This is a genomic window from Streptomyces sp. NPDC048111, from assembly GCF_043202815.1.
Lineage (GTDB): Bacteria > Actinomycetota > Actinomycetes > Streptomycetales > Streptomycetaceae > Streptomyces.
Window position 1 is genome coordinate 243,369 of sequence record NZ_JBIDBD010000005.1, and the last position, 12,774, is coordinate 256,142.

12 protein-coding genes are annotated in these 12,774 nt (G+C 69.7%); 6 read left to right on the plus strand and 6 right to left on the minus strand.

The annotated features are described in order from the left end of the window. The first annotated feature begins 126 nt into the window (after nt 1-126). The 6 genes from ACGF3I_RS12755 (at nt 127) to ACGF3I_RS12780 (ending at nt 4,463) form a co-directional block, all read left to right on the plus strand. Nucleotides 127-906, plus strand: a complete 780-nt coding sequence (locus ACGF3I_RS12755; protein ID WP_393131058.1) for a DUF881 domain-containing protein — start codon at nt 127-129, stop codon at nt 904-906. Between the two features lie 24 nt (nt 907-930). Next, nucleotides 931-1,620 (plus strand): class E sortase, encoded by a 690-nt coding sequence (locus tag ACGF3I_RS12760; RefSeq protein ID WP_393131060.1) that lies wholly within the window; start codon nt 931-933, stop codon nt 1,618-1,620. A gap of 68 nt (nt 1,621-1,688) precedes the next feature. Beyond that, nucleotides 1,689-1,868, plus strand: coding sequence for a hypothetical protein (locus tag ACGF3I_RS12765; protein WP_393131062.1), 180 nt, complete (start codon nt 1,689-1,691; stop codon nt 1,866-1,868). Then, on the plus strand, nt 1,865-2,503 hold the full coding sequence (locus ACGF3I_RS12770; RefSeq protein ID WP_393131064.1) for an aminodeoxychorismate/anthranilate synthase component II: 639 nt from the start codon (nt 1,865-1,867) through the stop codon (nt 2,501-2,503). The genes ACGF3I_RS12765 and ACGF3I_RS12770 overlap by 4 nt, the downstream gene beginning before the upstream one ends. Then, the gene (locus tag ACGF3I_RS12775; protein ID WP_393131066.1) at nt 2,434-3,702 is read left to right on the plus strand and encodes a class E sortase; all 1,269 of its coding nucleotides are present in this window, start codon (nt 2,434-2,436) and stop codon (nt 3,700-3,702) included. The genes ACGF3I_RS12770 and ACGF3I_RS12775 overlap by 70 nt, the downstream gene beginning before the upstream one ends. 26 nt (nt 3,703-3,728) lie before the next feature. After that, nucleotides 3,729-4,463, plus strand: a complete 735-nt coding sequence (locus tag ACGF3I_RS12780) for a class E sortase (RefSeq protein ID WP_393131068.1) — start codon at nt 3,729-3,731, stop codon at nt 4,461-4,463. A gap of 121 nt (nt 4,464-4,584) precedes the next feature. Here ACGF3I_RS12780 and pknB read toward each other — a convergent pair whose 3' ends face one another. The 6 genes from pknB to ACGF3I_RS12810 form a co-directional block, all read right to left on the minus strand. Beyond that, entirely contained in the window at nt 4,585-6,609 is a 2,025-nt protein-coding gene (pknB, locus tag ACGF3I_RS12785) for a Stk1 family PASTA domain-containing Ser/Thr kinase (RefSeq protein ID WP_393131070.1), read from the minus strand. A 188-nt stretch (nt 6,610-6,797) separates the two neighbouring features. Beyond that, on the minus strand, nt 6,798-8,261 hold the full coding sequence (locus ACGF3I_RS12790) for a penicillin-binding transpeptidase domain-containing protein (RefSeq protein ID WP_393131072.1): 1,464 nt from the start codon (nt 8,259-8,261) through the stop codon (nt 6,798-6,800). After that, entirely contained in the window at nt 8,258-9,679 is a 1,422-nt protein-coding gene (locus ACGF3I_RS12795; protein WP_393131074.1) for an FtsW/RodA/SpoVE family cell cycle protein, read from the minus strand. The genes ACGF3I_RS12790 and ACGF3I_RS12795 overlap by 4 nt, the downstream gene beginning before the upstream one ends. Before the next feature lie 26 nt (nt 9,680-9,705). Next, complete coding sequence (locus ACGF3I_RS12800) at nt 9,706-11,190, minus strand: Stp1/IreP family PP2C-type Ser/Thr phosphatase (protein WP_393131076.1); 1,485 nt, start codon at nt 11,188-11,190, stop codon at nt 9,706-9,708. A 129-nt stretch (nt 11,191-11,319) separates the two neighbouring features. Continuing rightward, nucleotides 11,320-11,856, minus strand: a complete 537-nt coding sequence (locus ACGF3I_RS12805) for an FHA domain-containing protein (protein WP_393131078.1) — start codon at nt 11,854-11,856, stop codon at nt 11,320-11,322. A gap of 10 nt (nt 11,857-11,866) precedes the next feature. Beyond that, entirely contained in the window at nt 11,867-12,733 is an 867-nt protein-coding gene (locus ACGF3I_RS12810; RefSeq protein ID WP_393131080.1) for an FhaA domain-containing protein, read from the minus strand. Nucleotides 12,734-12,774: the final 41 nt, after the last annotated feature.

Below are 12,774 nucleotides of genomic sequence, written 5' to 3' on the forward strand. Positions count from 1 at the left end.
TGTCGATGCGCTGCGTGACCGCGCAGGGAACTGTGGCGGCGCCGGGGGAACGGGACTGCGGGGGAAGCCTCCCCCAAGCGTCCGTTAGCGTAGTGCTTCCGTGGCGCCGAAGGAGATAAGGGTACGTTGAGCAATTCTGCCGACTCCCCCGGCGGGGTCCCCGAGCAGCCCCGGCGCCGCCTGCGCGGCCGCCCGGTGCGGCTGCTCTCCGCCGCCGTGTTCGCCCTCGCCGGACTCATCTTCGTCACCAGCTTCAACACGGCCAAGGGCACCAACATCCGCACCGACGCCTCGCTCCTGAAGCTGTCGGACCTGATCAAGCAGCGCGACCACAAGAACAAGGAGCTCGGCGACAGCGCCGCCGCGCTGCGCGGCGACGTGGACGCGCTCGCCCAGCGCGACGACGGCTCCACCGCCGCCCAGGACCAGCTCCTCAACGCCCTCAAGGACGCCTCGGGCACCGCCCCCGTCTCCGGCAAGGGCCTGAGCGTCACGCTCAACGACGCCCCGCCCAACGCCACCGCCGCCCCCGGCTACCCCACCCCGCAGGCCAACGACCTCGTCATCCACCAGCAGGACCTGCAGGCCGTGGTCAACGCGCTGTGGCAGGGCGGCGCCCAGGGCATCCAGGTCATGGACCAGCGCCTGATCGCCACCAGCGCGGTGCGCTGCGTCGGCAACACCCTGATCCTCCAGGGCCGCGTCTACTCGCCCCCGTACAAGATCACGGCGGTCGGGGACACCGGGAAGCTGCGCGGGGCGCTGAACGCCTCCAAGGCCATCCAGAACTACCAGCTGTACGTGAAGGCCTACGGGCTCGGCTGGAAAGTCGACGAGCACAGGACGATGACTCTCGCCGCCTACTCGGGCACAGTGGATCTCCACTACGCGAAACCGGTGCGATAGCGGCGCGGGAGGGGGCCACCGCCGATGTCCGTGCGGATCCTCATCAGGTCCTTCAGCGAACTCTGCATCACCGCCGGCACCCTGATCGTCCTGTTCGTCGCCTACCTCCTGTACTGGACGGGAGTGAAGGCCGACCACGCCGCGAGCGACCAGATCTCGGGCCTCCAGCAGCAGTGGGCGGCCCAGCAGCCGGCCCCCGCCCCGGCCGCCGCCCCTCGCCCCGCCGCCCCGCCGCCTCCGTACGCCGAAGGGCGCTCCTTCGCCGTCATGTACGTGCCGCGCCTCGGCAGGGACTGGCACCGGCCCGTCCTCGAAGGGACCGCCGTCAAGGACCTCCAGAAGGGCCTCGGCCACTACGCCAACACCACGCGGCTCGGCCAGGAGGGCAACTTCTCCGTCGCCGGCCACCGGCGCACCTACGGCGACCCGTTCAAGGACTTCCCCGAACTGCGCCCCGGTGACGCGGTGGTGCTGCGCGACGACACGACCTGGTACGTCTACCGCGTCGACAACAGGCCCTACCGGACGGTGCCCGGCGACGTCGGCGTGATCGACCCCGTCCCCGCCAAGTCGCCGTACCGCTCCCCGGGCCGCTATCTGACGCTCACCACCTGCGACCCGGAATGGGGCAGCAGCCACCGGCTGATCGTCTGGGCGCACCTCGACGCCACCCAGCCCGTGGCACACGGCAGACCCACAGCTTTGGACGGCTGACCCCACACCACCGCCCCGCCCCTTAGTCTGGTCCCGTAACGATCGTCGGAAGGGAGCGCGGGGACGGCATGTACGGCTGGATCTGGCGGCATCTGCCGGGCAACGCGTGGCTGCGGGCGTTCATCTCGCTCGCGCTGGTGCTCGTGATCGTCTACGTGCTCTTCCAGTACGTCTTCCCGTGGGCGGAGCCGCTGCTGCCGTTCAACGACGTGACCGTGGACCAGGGGATGGGGACGACAGCCCGGTGAGCGCGCGCATTCTCGTGGTCGACAACTACGACAGCTTCGTCTTCAACCTGGTCCAGTACCTGTACCAGCTCGGCGCCGAGTGCGAGGTCGTCCGCAACGACGAGGTCTCGCTCGGCCACGCCCAGGACGGTTTCGACGGCGTCCTGCTCTCGCCGGGCCCCGGCACCCCCGAACAGGCCGGTGTCTGCGTCGAGATGGTCCGCCACTGCGCCGGGACGGGCGTTCCCGTCTTCGGCGTCTGTCTGGGCATGCAGTCGATGATGGTCGCCTACGGCGGTGTCGTGGGCCGCGCGCCCGAGCTGCTGCACGGCAAGACGTCCCCGGTGCTGCACGAGGGCACCGGCGTCTTCGCGGGCCTCCCCTCGCCCTTCACCGCGACGCGCTACCACTCGCTGGCCGCCGAGCCGGCCACGGTGCCGGCCGAGCTCGAGGTCACCGCGCGCACCGCGGACGGCATCATCATGGGCCTGCGCCACCGTGAACTCCCGGTCGAGGGCGTGCAGTTCCACCCCGAGTCGGTCCTGACCGAGCACGGGCACCGGATGCTGGCCAACTGGCTGGTGCGATGCGGGGACGCGGAGGCCGTCGGGCGCTCGGCGGGGCTCGCGCCGGTGGTGGGCAAGGCCGCGGCGTGACCTCGGCGCGCCCCGAGCACGAGTACGACCCGCTGACGGACCCGCTGCCACCCGGCGGCCACGGGTCGCCCTGGTTCCGCGCCGACAACCCGAGGCCCGCCGCCTCAGCCCCCGCACAGCAGCCCGTATCCGAGCCCGCTCCGGAGCCGGCCGCGGCCCCGCAGGAGTGGTACGAGCCGGCCGCCGCGCCCTACCAGCAGCCCTGGCACCCCACCCAGGAGCCGCCGGCCACGCCGCTGCCGGGTGCGGATCCGCAGCCCGCGCCGGGGCCGATACCCGACCCGGTGCACGGGGCGACCTACGAGCCGTACGGGCCGGGGGCCGGGACACCGGTCTCCGAGACGATAGCCGTGCCGGTTGTTCCCGCCGCCGCGGCCGCCGCGCCGGCCACCGGAGGGCGGGCGGAGCGGCGCAGGGCCGCCAAGGGCAAGCGGCGCGGCGCCCCCGCCCCCGCGCCCGTCACCACGCCGGAGGACGGACGGCGCCTCACCCGGGCCGAAGCGCGCCGGGCGGCGAAGGCCCGCAAGGACAGCGCGGCGGTGATCGCCAGCCGGGTGCTGGGCGAGGCCTTCATCACCCTCGGTGTGGTGATGCTCCTGTTCGTGACGTACCAGCTGTGGTGGACGAACGTACGCGCCCACCAGGAGGCCGGCAGCGCCGCCAAGAAGATCGCGCAGGACTGGGCGGACGGCAGCCGCAAGCCCGACGCGTTCGCACCCGGCCAGGGCTTCGCCATCATGCACATCCCGAAGCTGGACGTCGTCGCCCCGGTCGCGCAGGGCACCAGCAAGGCGAAGGTGCTCGACAAGGGCATGATCGGCCACTACGACGAGGGCGGCCTGAAGACCGCGATGCCGTCGGACGCCAGCGGCAACTTCGCGGTCGCCGCCCACCGCAACACCCACGGCGAGCCGTTCCGCTACATCAACCGGCTCAAGGCGGGCGACAAGGTGGTCGTCGAGACGCAAGAGGCGTACTACACCTACGAGATCACCAGCACCCTGCCGCAGACGCCGCCGTCGAACGTGTCGGTGCTCAAGCCGATCCCCACCGGTTCCGGATTCACCAAGCCCGGCCGCTATCTGACGCTTACGACGTGCACGCCGGAATTCACGAGTACCTACCGGTTGATCGTGTGGGGCAAGATGGTCGACGACCGACCGCGCAGCAAGGGCAAGCCCGACGCGCTCGTGGGATGACCGAACGGACAGCAGGGGCGGGTGCGGTGGCGACAGGAACCGACCACGAGGAGCGGACCGGTACGTCCACGGCGGCGCCCCGGCGGGTGGGCGGAGCCGTGGCGGGCGCCATCAGCGTCTTCGGTGAACTGCTCATCACCGCAGGCGTGTTGCTCGGCCTGTTCGTCGTCTACTCGCTGTGGTGGACCAACGTGCTGGCCGACCGCGAGGCCTCCGCGCAGGGCGACAGCGTGCGCCGCGACTGGGCGGCGACCACGGGCCCGGGCGCGCTCGACACCAAGGGCGGCATCGGCTTCCTGCACGTCCCGGCGATGAACAACGGCGAGGTGCTCGTCAAGAAGGGCACCGACACCGACGTCCTCAACGGCGGCGTCGCCGGGTACTACACGGACCCCCTCAAGGCGACACTGCCCGGCACCGGCGCCAAGGGGAACTTCACGCTCGCTGCCCACCGGGACGGCCACGGCGCCAAGTTCCACAACATCGACAAGCTGAAGAACGGTGACGCGGTCGTCTTCGAGACCAAGGACACCTGGTACGTCTACCAGGTGTTCGCCGAGCTGCGCGAGACCTCCAAGTACAACGTCGACGTGCTCCAGCCGGTGCCGAAGGAGGCGGGCGTCAAGCAGCCCGGCCAGTACATCACCCTGACGACCTGCACCCCGGTCTACACCTCGAAGTACCGCTACATCGTGTGGGGCCGGCTGGTGCGCACCGAGAAGGTCGACGTGCGCCGCACCCCGCCCGCCGAACTGCGCTAGACCGCCGCCCGCCCCCGGACCTCACCGGTTCGGGGCCCGGCGGCGCTTCTCCTCCTGTACGCGACCGAGCCCCGGCTTCCCCCACAGGGGGCCGGGGCTCGGTGCTGAGCGTGGTGGGCGGTCAGCCGAAGGGCCAGTTGGCCCCTCCTCCGTCGCCGTCCCCGCCACCGCCGCCTCCGCCGCCACCACCGAAGGTGGTCAGCGTGACCGGCTGGTTCGGGTCTGCCATGGTGCCCGGCCCCGGGCTGACGCCGGTGACCCGCGCCCGGTCGTCGTTCGAACTGCCCGCCGCGAACTGGATGTTGCTGAAGCCGGCCTCGTTCAGCGTCTGCGTGGCCTTCTTCACCGTCATCGTCAGCAGGTTGGTCGGGATCTGCGCCTGCGTCGGCGGAGTCTGCGACTGGGGGCCCTTGGAGACCTTGAGGACGACCTGGATGTCCTTGGCCTGGCTGGTGTTGCCGCTCGGCGACATCGAGACGACCTGGTTCAGCGGCTCGGTGGAGTCGACGTCCTGGCGGGAGACATTGGTGAAGCCCACACTGTTGAGCTGCGCGAGCGCGGCGTTGTAGTCCTTGCCCTTCACATCGGGCAGGTTCACGGTCTTCTTCTTGGCGATCGACAGCGTGACCGTCGAGTTCTTCTCCGCCTGCGAACCGCCCGTCGGGTCCTGGCTGACGACCGTGCCCGGCGTCCCCTCGGCCTCGACCTCCTTGGTCTTCACCTGGAAGCCCTTGCCCTGGAGCAGCTGGGTGGCGCTGTCCTTGTCCTTCTGCGTGACGTCCGGGACCTCGATCTTGGGGGCGCCCGTGGACACGGTGACCGTGACGGTCTCGCCCTTCTTCATCGTGCCGCTGGCCGGGGACTGGCTGCAGATGTTGCCCTTGGGCTGGTCCGCGCACGGCTCGTTCTTGTCCACGGACATCTTGACGCCGGCATTGGTGGCCAGCTTCTCCGCGTCGCCCTGGCTGTTGCCGACGAGGTTGGGCACGCCCACCGTGCTGCTGTCGGCGTTGCCGCTGAACACGGACTTGCCGATCAGGATCGCGCCGACCAGCACCAGAACACCCGCCAGGATCAGCAGGATCGTCGAGGTGTAGGACTTCTTCTGGCGGCGCCGGTCGGGGCGGTCGTCGTAGCCGTAGCCGCCGTCGTCCGGACTGACCGGGGGCAGCATCGAGGTCTGGCCCGCGCCCGCCTCGGTCTGGCGCAGTGCGGTGGTCGGCTGGTCGTTGCCGTAACCGTTGTTGTAGCCGTCGTACCCGCTGCCGTAGCCGACCGCCCCCATGGCGGCGGTGGCCGCGACGGGCTGGCCGTCGAGGTAGGCCTCGATGTCGGCGCGCATCTCGTCCGCCGACTGGTAGCGGTAGGCGGGGTCCTTGACCAGGGCCTTGAGGACGATGGCGTCCATCTCCGGCGTGATCTCGGCGTCGAAGTTGGACGGCGGCTGCGGGTCCTCGCGCACATGCTGGTAGGCCACCGCGACCGGCGAGTCACCCACGAAGGGGGGCCGGACGGTGAGCAGCTCGTAGAGGAGGCAGCCCGTCGAGTAGAGGTCGCTGCGCGCGTCGACCTGCTCGCCCTTGGCCTGCTCGGGGGAGAGGTACTGGGCGGTGCCGATCACGGCCGCGGTCTGCGTCATCGTCATGCCGGAGTCGCCCATGGCGCGGGCGATGCCGAAGTCCATGACCTTGACCTGGCCGGTGCGCGTCAGCATGACGTTCGCGGGCTTGATGTCGCGGTGGACGATGCCGTTGCGGTGCGAGTACTCCAGGGCCTGGAGGATGCCGATGGTCATTTCCAGGGTGCGCTCGGGCAGCAGCTTGCGCCCGGAGTGCAACAGCTCACGCAGGGTCGAACCGTCGACGTACTCCATCACGATGTAGGGGATGGAGACGTTGTCGACGTAGTCCTCGCCGGTGTCGTAGACAGCGACGATCGCCGGGTGGTTGAGCGAGGCGGCCGACTGGGCCTCACGGCGGAACCGGGCCTGGAAGGACGGGTCGCGGGCGAGGTCGGCCCGCAGCGTCTTCACGGCGACGGTGCGGCCGAGCCGGGTGTCGTGCGCGAGGTAGACCTCGGCCATGCCACCACGGCCGAGCACCTGGCCCAGCTCGTACCGGCCGCCGAGGCGACGCGGCTCTTCCATAGCTAATCCAGCCCTCTCCGTCTGTCCCGACCGTACCCATGGGTGGTCCGGCGGTGTGCTGTTCGCGCATACGCTACCGGGCACCGCAAGCCGATCAGCTCGCGGCCGCCACCTGATACCGGACCGGTACAGGGCACGTGTGATGTTTCACGTGAAACGGACGACGGTTTCACGTGAAACAGCCCCGGTCACTTCTTGCTGTCGAGCACCGCCTTCATCACGTTCTTGGCGATGGGGGCGGCGAGCTTTCCGCCCGCGATGTCGTCACGGGTCGTGTCGGAACCCTCGATCACCACGGCGACCGCGACCGGGGAGCCGTCCCCGGACTTGGCGTAGGAGATGAACCAGGCGTACGGGTTGTCCTTGTTGTCGACGCCGTGCTGGGCGGTACCCGTCTTGCCGCCGACGGTCACGCCGTCGATCTGGCCCGCCTTGCCGGTGCCGTCGGTGACCACGAACTCCATCATCTTCTGGAGCTTCTGAGCGGTGGCGGCCGACATCGGCTGGCTCATCTGCTCCGGCTGGGTCTTGCTCAGGACGTCCACGTTCGGCGCCTGGAGCTGGTCGACCATGTACGGCTTCATCAGCTTGCCGTCATTGGCGACGGCGGCGGCGACCATGGCCATCTGGAGCGGGGTGGCGCGGTTGGAGGCCTGCCCGATGCCCGCCATGGCGTTCTGCGGGCGGTTGTCCTTCGGGTAGATGCTGGCGTCGGTGCGGACCGGGTTGAAGATCTGCTTGTTGAAGCCGAACTTCTCGGCCTCGGCCTTCATCTTCTCGTTGCCCAGGTCGGCGCTGATCTTGCCGAAGACGGTGTTGCACGAGTACTGGAGCGCCACCTTGAGCGTGGCGTTCTCGCACGGGATGTTGCCCTCGTTGTTCAGCGGCTGGTGGTTGGTGTCCGGCAGGATGTACGGCACCGGAGACCTCGTCGGGTCGTCGATGCCGGAGTACAGGCCGTTCTCCAGGGCGGCAGCGGCGGTGACCACCTTGAAGGTGGAGCCCGGGGGGTAGGTCTGGCGCAGCGCCCGGTTGAGCATCGGCTCGTTCTTGTCGTCGAGCAGCGTCTTGTAGGCCTTGCTGTCCTTGTTGCTGCTGCCCGCGAACACCGACGGGTCGTACGAGGGGGTCGAGGCCAGCGCGAGGATGGCGCCGGTCTGCGGGTTGATCGCGGCGACCGCGCCCTTCTTGTCGCCGAGCCCCTCGAACGCCGCCTTCTGGGCCGCGCTGTTCAGGGTGGTGACGACGTTGCCGCCCTGCTTCTTCTCGCCGGTGAACATCGACAGCGTGCGGTCGAAGAAGAGCCGGTTGTCGGTGCCGGAGAGGATGCCGTCCTCGATCTTCTCCAGCTGGGAGGCGTCGAAGACCTGCGAGGCGTATCCGGTGACCGGCGACCACATGGCGCCGTCCTTCCAGACCCGCTTGTACTTGAAGTCGGTGCCGGACGTCTCGGTCGAGCCGGTGATCGTCTGGCCGTCGGCCGTGATGATGTTGCCGCGCTCATGGGCGAAGCGCTCGATCTGGATGCGGCGGTTGTGCGCGTTGGTGTTCAGTTCGTCGGCCCGGACGTACTGCAGCCAGTTGTCGCGGATCATCAGCGACAGGATGAGCAGACCGCAGAAGATCGCGATCCGGCGCAGGGGCTTGTTCACGGTCGGACCACCTGGGTCATCTCGGCGTCGGAGGACGGGGCGGGGGCCGGAGCGGGCCGGCGCGCGGTGTCGCTGATCCGGATCAGGATGCCGATCAGCGCCCAGTTGGCGATCACGGACGAACCGCCCTGCGCGAGGAACGGCATCGTCATACCGGTCAGCGGGATGAGGCCCATCACACCGCCGGCGACGACGAACACCTGGAGCGCGAAGGCACCGGACAGGCCGATCGCGAGCAGCTTGCCGAACGGGTCGCGGGCGGCGAGCGCGGTGCGCACCCCGCGCTCCACGATCAGGCCGTAGAGGAGCAGCAGCGCCATCATCCCGGCCAGGCCCAGCTCCTCGCCGACGGTGGACAGGATGAAGTCGGCGTTGGCGGCGAAGCCGATGAGGTCGGAGTTGCCCTGGCCGAGCCCGGCGCCGAGCGTGCCGCCGGAGCCGAACGACATGATGGCCTGGCCGATCTGCTCGCAGGCGCCGCTCTTGTCCGTCGTGTAGCAGGCGAAGGGGTCGAGCCAGGCGTTCACACGCAGCTTGACGTGCGGCTCGAAGGTGGCCACGCCGACCGCGCCGGCCGCCGACATCAGCAGACCGAACACGATCCAGCTGGTGCGCTCGGTGGCGACGTACAGCATGACGACGAACAGGCCGAAGAACAGCAGCGAGGTACCGAGGTCGGTCTCGAAGACGAGGATCAGGATGGACAGCGCCCAGATGACCAGGATCGGCCCGAGGTCACGGCCGCGCGGGAGGTACAGACCCATGAAGCGGCGGCTGGCCAGCGCGAGCGCGTCCCGCTTCACCATGAGGTAGCCGGAGAAGAAGATCGCGATGATGATCTTGGCGAACTCACCGGGCTGGATGGTGCCGAGACCCGGGATGGAGATCCAGATCTTCGCGCCGTTGACCGCCGGGAAGAACATCGGCAGGACCAGCAGGAACAGCGCCACCGCCATCGAGATGTAGGTGTAGCGCTGCAGGATGCGGTGGTCCTTGAGCAGCAGCAGCACGCCGATCAGCAGGGCCACACCGATCGCGGTGTACAGCAGCTGGTGCGGGGCGTCCGGGGAGAACTTGCCCCAGGCCCCCTTCGCCCGCGCGATCAGCCGCGGCGACTGGTCGAGCCGCCAGATCAGCACCAGGCCGAGCCCGTTGAGCAGCGTCGCGATCGGCAGCAGCAGCGGATCGGCGTACTTGGCGAACTTGCGCACCACCAAGTGCGCCACACCCGCCATCAGGCCGAGGCCCAGACCGTATCCGAGCATGCCGGAGGGAAGCTTGCCGGTCATGGCAAGCCCCACGTTGGCGTACGCGAACACCGGGATGGCCACGGCGAAGACGAGCAGCGCCAGCTCGGTGTTGCGACGGCTCGGTGCTTCGATCGCGCCGATGGTGGTCGTGTTGGTGACAACGCTCATGGTGTGAAAAGGCCCCCTACGGCTGCCTACTGCTTACCGCACTGCGAGACCAGCTTCTGCTCGTCCTCCGAGAGGCTGGGGCCGGGTGTGGGAGATGCGGTGGTGGACGTCTTGCCGGACTGGGCGCCGGCGGTTCCCGTGCCGGGCTTCGAGGCGTTGTTGTTCTCCGTGGCCCGGCGCTCCTCCTCCTTCTTGCAGGCGGACGCCTGGGTCGCGAACTCCTTGATCTTGGCCTGTGCCTTGTCGAGGCTGCTCGCGGCGATCGTCGAGTCGATCTGGTTGCGCTGGTACTGCGGGAGGTACTTGAGTTCGATCTCGGGATGATCGGTCTCCACCGTGGAGAGCTTCACCCACGCCAGGTCCTGGCTGATGCCCCGGTACAGCGCCACGTGCGGCGTGCCGTCGCTGTTGGCGCCGATGAAGTACTGCGTCTGCGTCCAGCGGTACCCGCCGTACAGACCGCCGCCGACGACCGCGAGGGCCAGCACGATGTAGAGCGAACGCCGGATCCAGCGGCCGCGGCCCTTGCGCCGGTCCGGCTTGACGAAGTCCTCGTCGGCGTACGCACCGAACGCGCCCTCGGGCGGACTGGCGTACCCGCCGCCCTCCTCACCGCTGCCGGGCGGGCCGAAGCCGCCCTGGGGCGCGGGTGCGGGGCGGCCGAGCCCGGAGGCACGGCCCGCCGGCGTCTGCATGGCGCCGCCGTCGTTGAGCTGCAGCTGGTTCTCGGCCACCGCGCCGACGATGACCGGGGTGTCGTTGAGCCGGCCCGCCAGGGTGTCCCCCGCGTCGACGTCCAGCACATCGGCGATGATCACCGTGATGTTGTCGGGGCCGCCGCCGCGCAGCGCGAGCTGGATCAGCTCCTGCACCGTCTCCTGCGGGCCCTGGTAGCTGGCGAGCGTCTCCTCCATCGTCTGGTGCGAGACCACCCCCGACAGGCCGTCGGAACAGATCAAGTACCGGTCGCCCGCCCGCACTTCACGGATCGACAGATCGGGCTCGACGTGGTCACCGCTGCCCAGCGCGCGCATCAGCAGCGAGCGCTGCGGGTGCGTGGTGGCCTCTTCCTCGGTGATGCGGCCCTCGTCGACCAGCCGCTGCACCCAGGTGTGGTCCTGGGTGATCTGCGTGAGGACGCCGTCCCGCAGCAGATAGGCGCGCGAGTCACCGACGTGCACGAGGCCCAGCCGCTGGCCCGTCCACAGCAGGGCGGTGAGCGTCGTGCCCATGCCTTCCAGCTGCGGGTCCTCCTCGACCATCAGGCGCAACTGGTCGTTGGCCCGCTGCACGGCGGTGCCGAGCGAGGTGAGGATGTCGGAGCCCGGTACGTCGTCGTCGAGCGTGACCAGCGTGGAGATCACCTCGGAGGAGGCGACCTCACCGGCGGCCTGGCCGCCCATGCCGTCCGCGATGGCCAGGAGGCGGGGACCGGCGTAGCCGGAGTCCTCGTTCCCCTCGCGGATCATGCCCTTGTGCGATCCGGCGGCGAAACGCAGGGAGAGACTCATGCGCACCTCGCCTGTCGGCTCGGGGTACGGCCGGTCATGTCGAGCCACACTGCCCACCCTCCGGTCGGGAGCCCGTCCCGGTCCCTGAGGACCGCTGCGGCTCGCTCGCTCCGCTCGCTCATTGTCGTACTACTTCCGCAGCTCGATGACGGTCTTGCCGATGCGGATCGGCGCGCCCAGCGGAATCGGGGTCGGGGTGGTGAGCCGGGTCCGGTCCAGATAGGTGCCGTTCGTGGACCCGAGATCCTCGACGATCCAATTGCCGTCCCGGTCCGGGTAGATCCTGGCATGGCGGCTCGACGCGTAGTCGTCGTCCAGGACGATCGTCGAATCGTGCGCCCGGCCCAGCGAGATGGTCTGCCCCTGCAGGGCGACCGTGGTGCCGGTCAGGGTGCCCTCGGAGACCACCAGCTTGGTCGGGGCGCCACGGCGCTGCCGGCCGCCCCCGCCCTGCTGCTGGCCGCGCTGCGGCGGCGGCGCGGCGGCCGCCCCGGCCTGCCTGCCGGTCTGCTGCTGCCGGTTGGCGTCATTGCCCCGGCGTGAACCGCGCTGGGTGACGCGCGTTCCGAACAGATCACTGCGAATGACCTGAACGGCCACGATGACGAACAGCCACAGTACGGCGAGGAAACCCAACCGCATGACCGTGAGGGTCAGCTCTGACATTGCCCCCGCTTCACCCTTCGGCTTGCCGGTAAACGATGGTGGTGCTGCCCACGACGATCCGCGAGCCGTCGCGGAGCGTAGCGCGGGTGGTGTGCTGCCCGTCCACCACGATGCCGTTGGTGGACCCGAGATCCTGGATCGTCGGGGGCGTTCCGGTCCGGATCTCACAGTGCCGGCGCGAGACGCCGGGATCGTCGATCCTCACATCCGCATCGGTGCTGCGGCCAAGGACCAGAGTCGGGCGGGAGATCTGATGGCGGGTGCCGTTGATCTCGATCCAGCGCCGCACCTGGCCGTGCCCGCCCGGCATCGGCCCCGGAGCCGCCGGGCGGCGGTCGGCGGACGAGGCGGGGCGGCCCGGAGGCGGCGACGCGGGCATGGGCGGAGCGGCGGCCGGCGGATAGCCGTACCCGCCGCGGCCCCCCTGCGGGGACGCGGGCGCGGGACGCTGCGGAGCGCCGGGCCCGGGGCCCTGCGGACTTCCGTGGCCCTGCTGGTCGGTGCTGGACGCGAGCGTGCGGCTGCGCACCCGGTACAGACCCGTGTCCAGGTCCTCGGCCTTCTCCAGGTGCACCTTGATGGGGCCCATGAAGGTGTAGCGCTGCTGCTTCGCGTAGTCGCGCACCAGGCCGGCCAGCTCGTCGCCGAGCTGCCCCGAGTACGGACTGAGCCGCTCGAAGTCCGGAGCGCTCAGCTCGACGATGAAGTCATTGGGGACGACCGTGCGGTCCCGGTTCCAGATCGACGCGTTGTTGTCGCACTCGCGCTGGAGCGCGCCGGCGATCTCGACGGGCTGGACCTCGGACTTGAAGACCTTCGCGAAGGTGCCGTTGACCAGGCCTTCGAGACGCTGCTCGAAACGCTTCAGGACTCCCATGGGGCACCTCCTCCGTCGTTGTCGTCCTGGTCTTGCTGCCG

Bases quoted from the DNA above. Each gene is read 5' to 3' on its own strand.
- ACGF3I_RS12805 (WP_393131078.1), bottom strand. From the start codon at position 11,856: ATGTCAGAGCTGACCCTCACGGTCATGCGGTTGGGTTTCCTCGCCGTA.
- ACGF3I_RS12765 (WP_393131062.1), top strand. From the start codon at position 1,689: ATGTACGGCTGGATCTGGCGGCATCTGCCGGGCAACGCGTGGCTGCGG.
- ACGF3I_RS12795 (WP_393131074.1), bottom strand. From the start codon at position 9,679: ATGAGCGTTGTCACCAACACGACCACCATCGGCGCGATCGAAGCACCG.
- ACGF3I_RS12800 (WP_393131076.1), bottom strand. From the start codon at position 11,190: ATGAGTCTCTCCCTGCGTTTCGCCGCCGGATCGCACAAGGGCATGATC.
- ACGF3I_RS12810 (WP_393131080.1), bottom strand. From the start codon at position 12,733: ATGGGAGTCCTGAAGCGTTTCGAGCAGCGTCTCGAAGGCCTGGTCAAC.
- ACGF3I_RS12760 (WP_393131060.1), top strand. From the start codon at position 931: ATGTCCGTGCGGATCCTCATCAGGTCCTTCAGCGAACTCTGCATCACC.
- pknB (WP_393131070.1), bottom strand. From the start codon at position 6,609: ATGGAAGAGCCGCGTCGCCTCGGCGGCCGGTACGAGCTGGGCCAGGTG.
- ACGF3I_RS12775 (WP_393131066.1), top strand. From the start codon at position 2,434: ATGCGGGGACGCGGAGGCCGTCGGGCGCTCGGCGGGGCTCGCGCCGGT.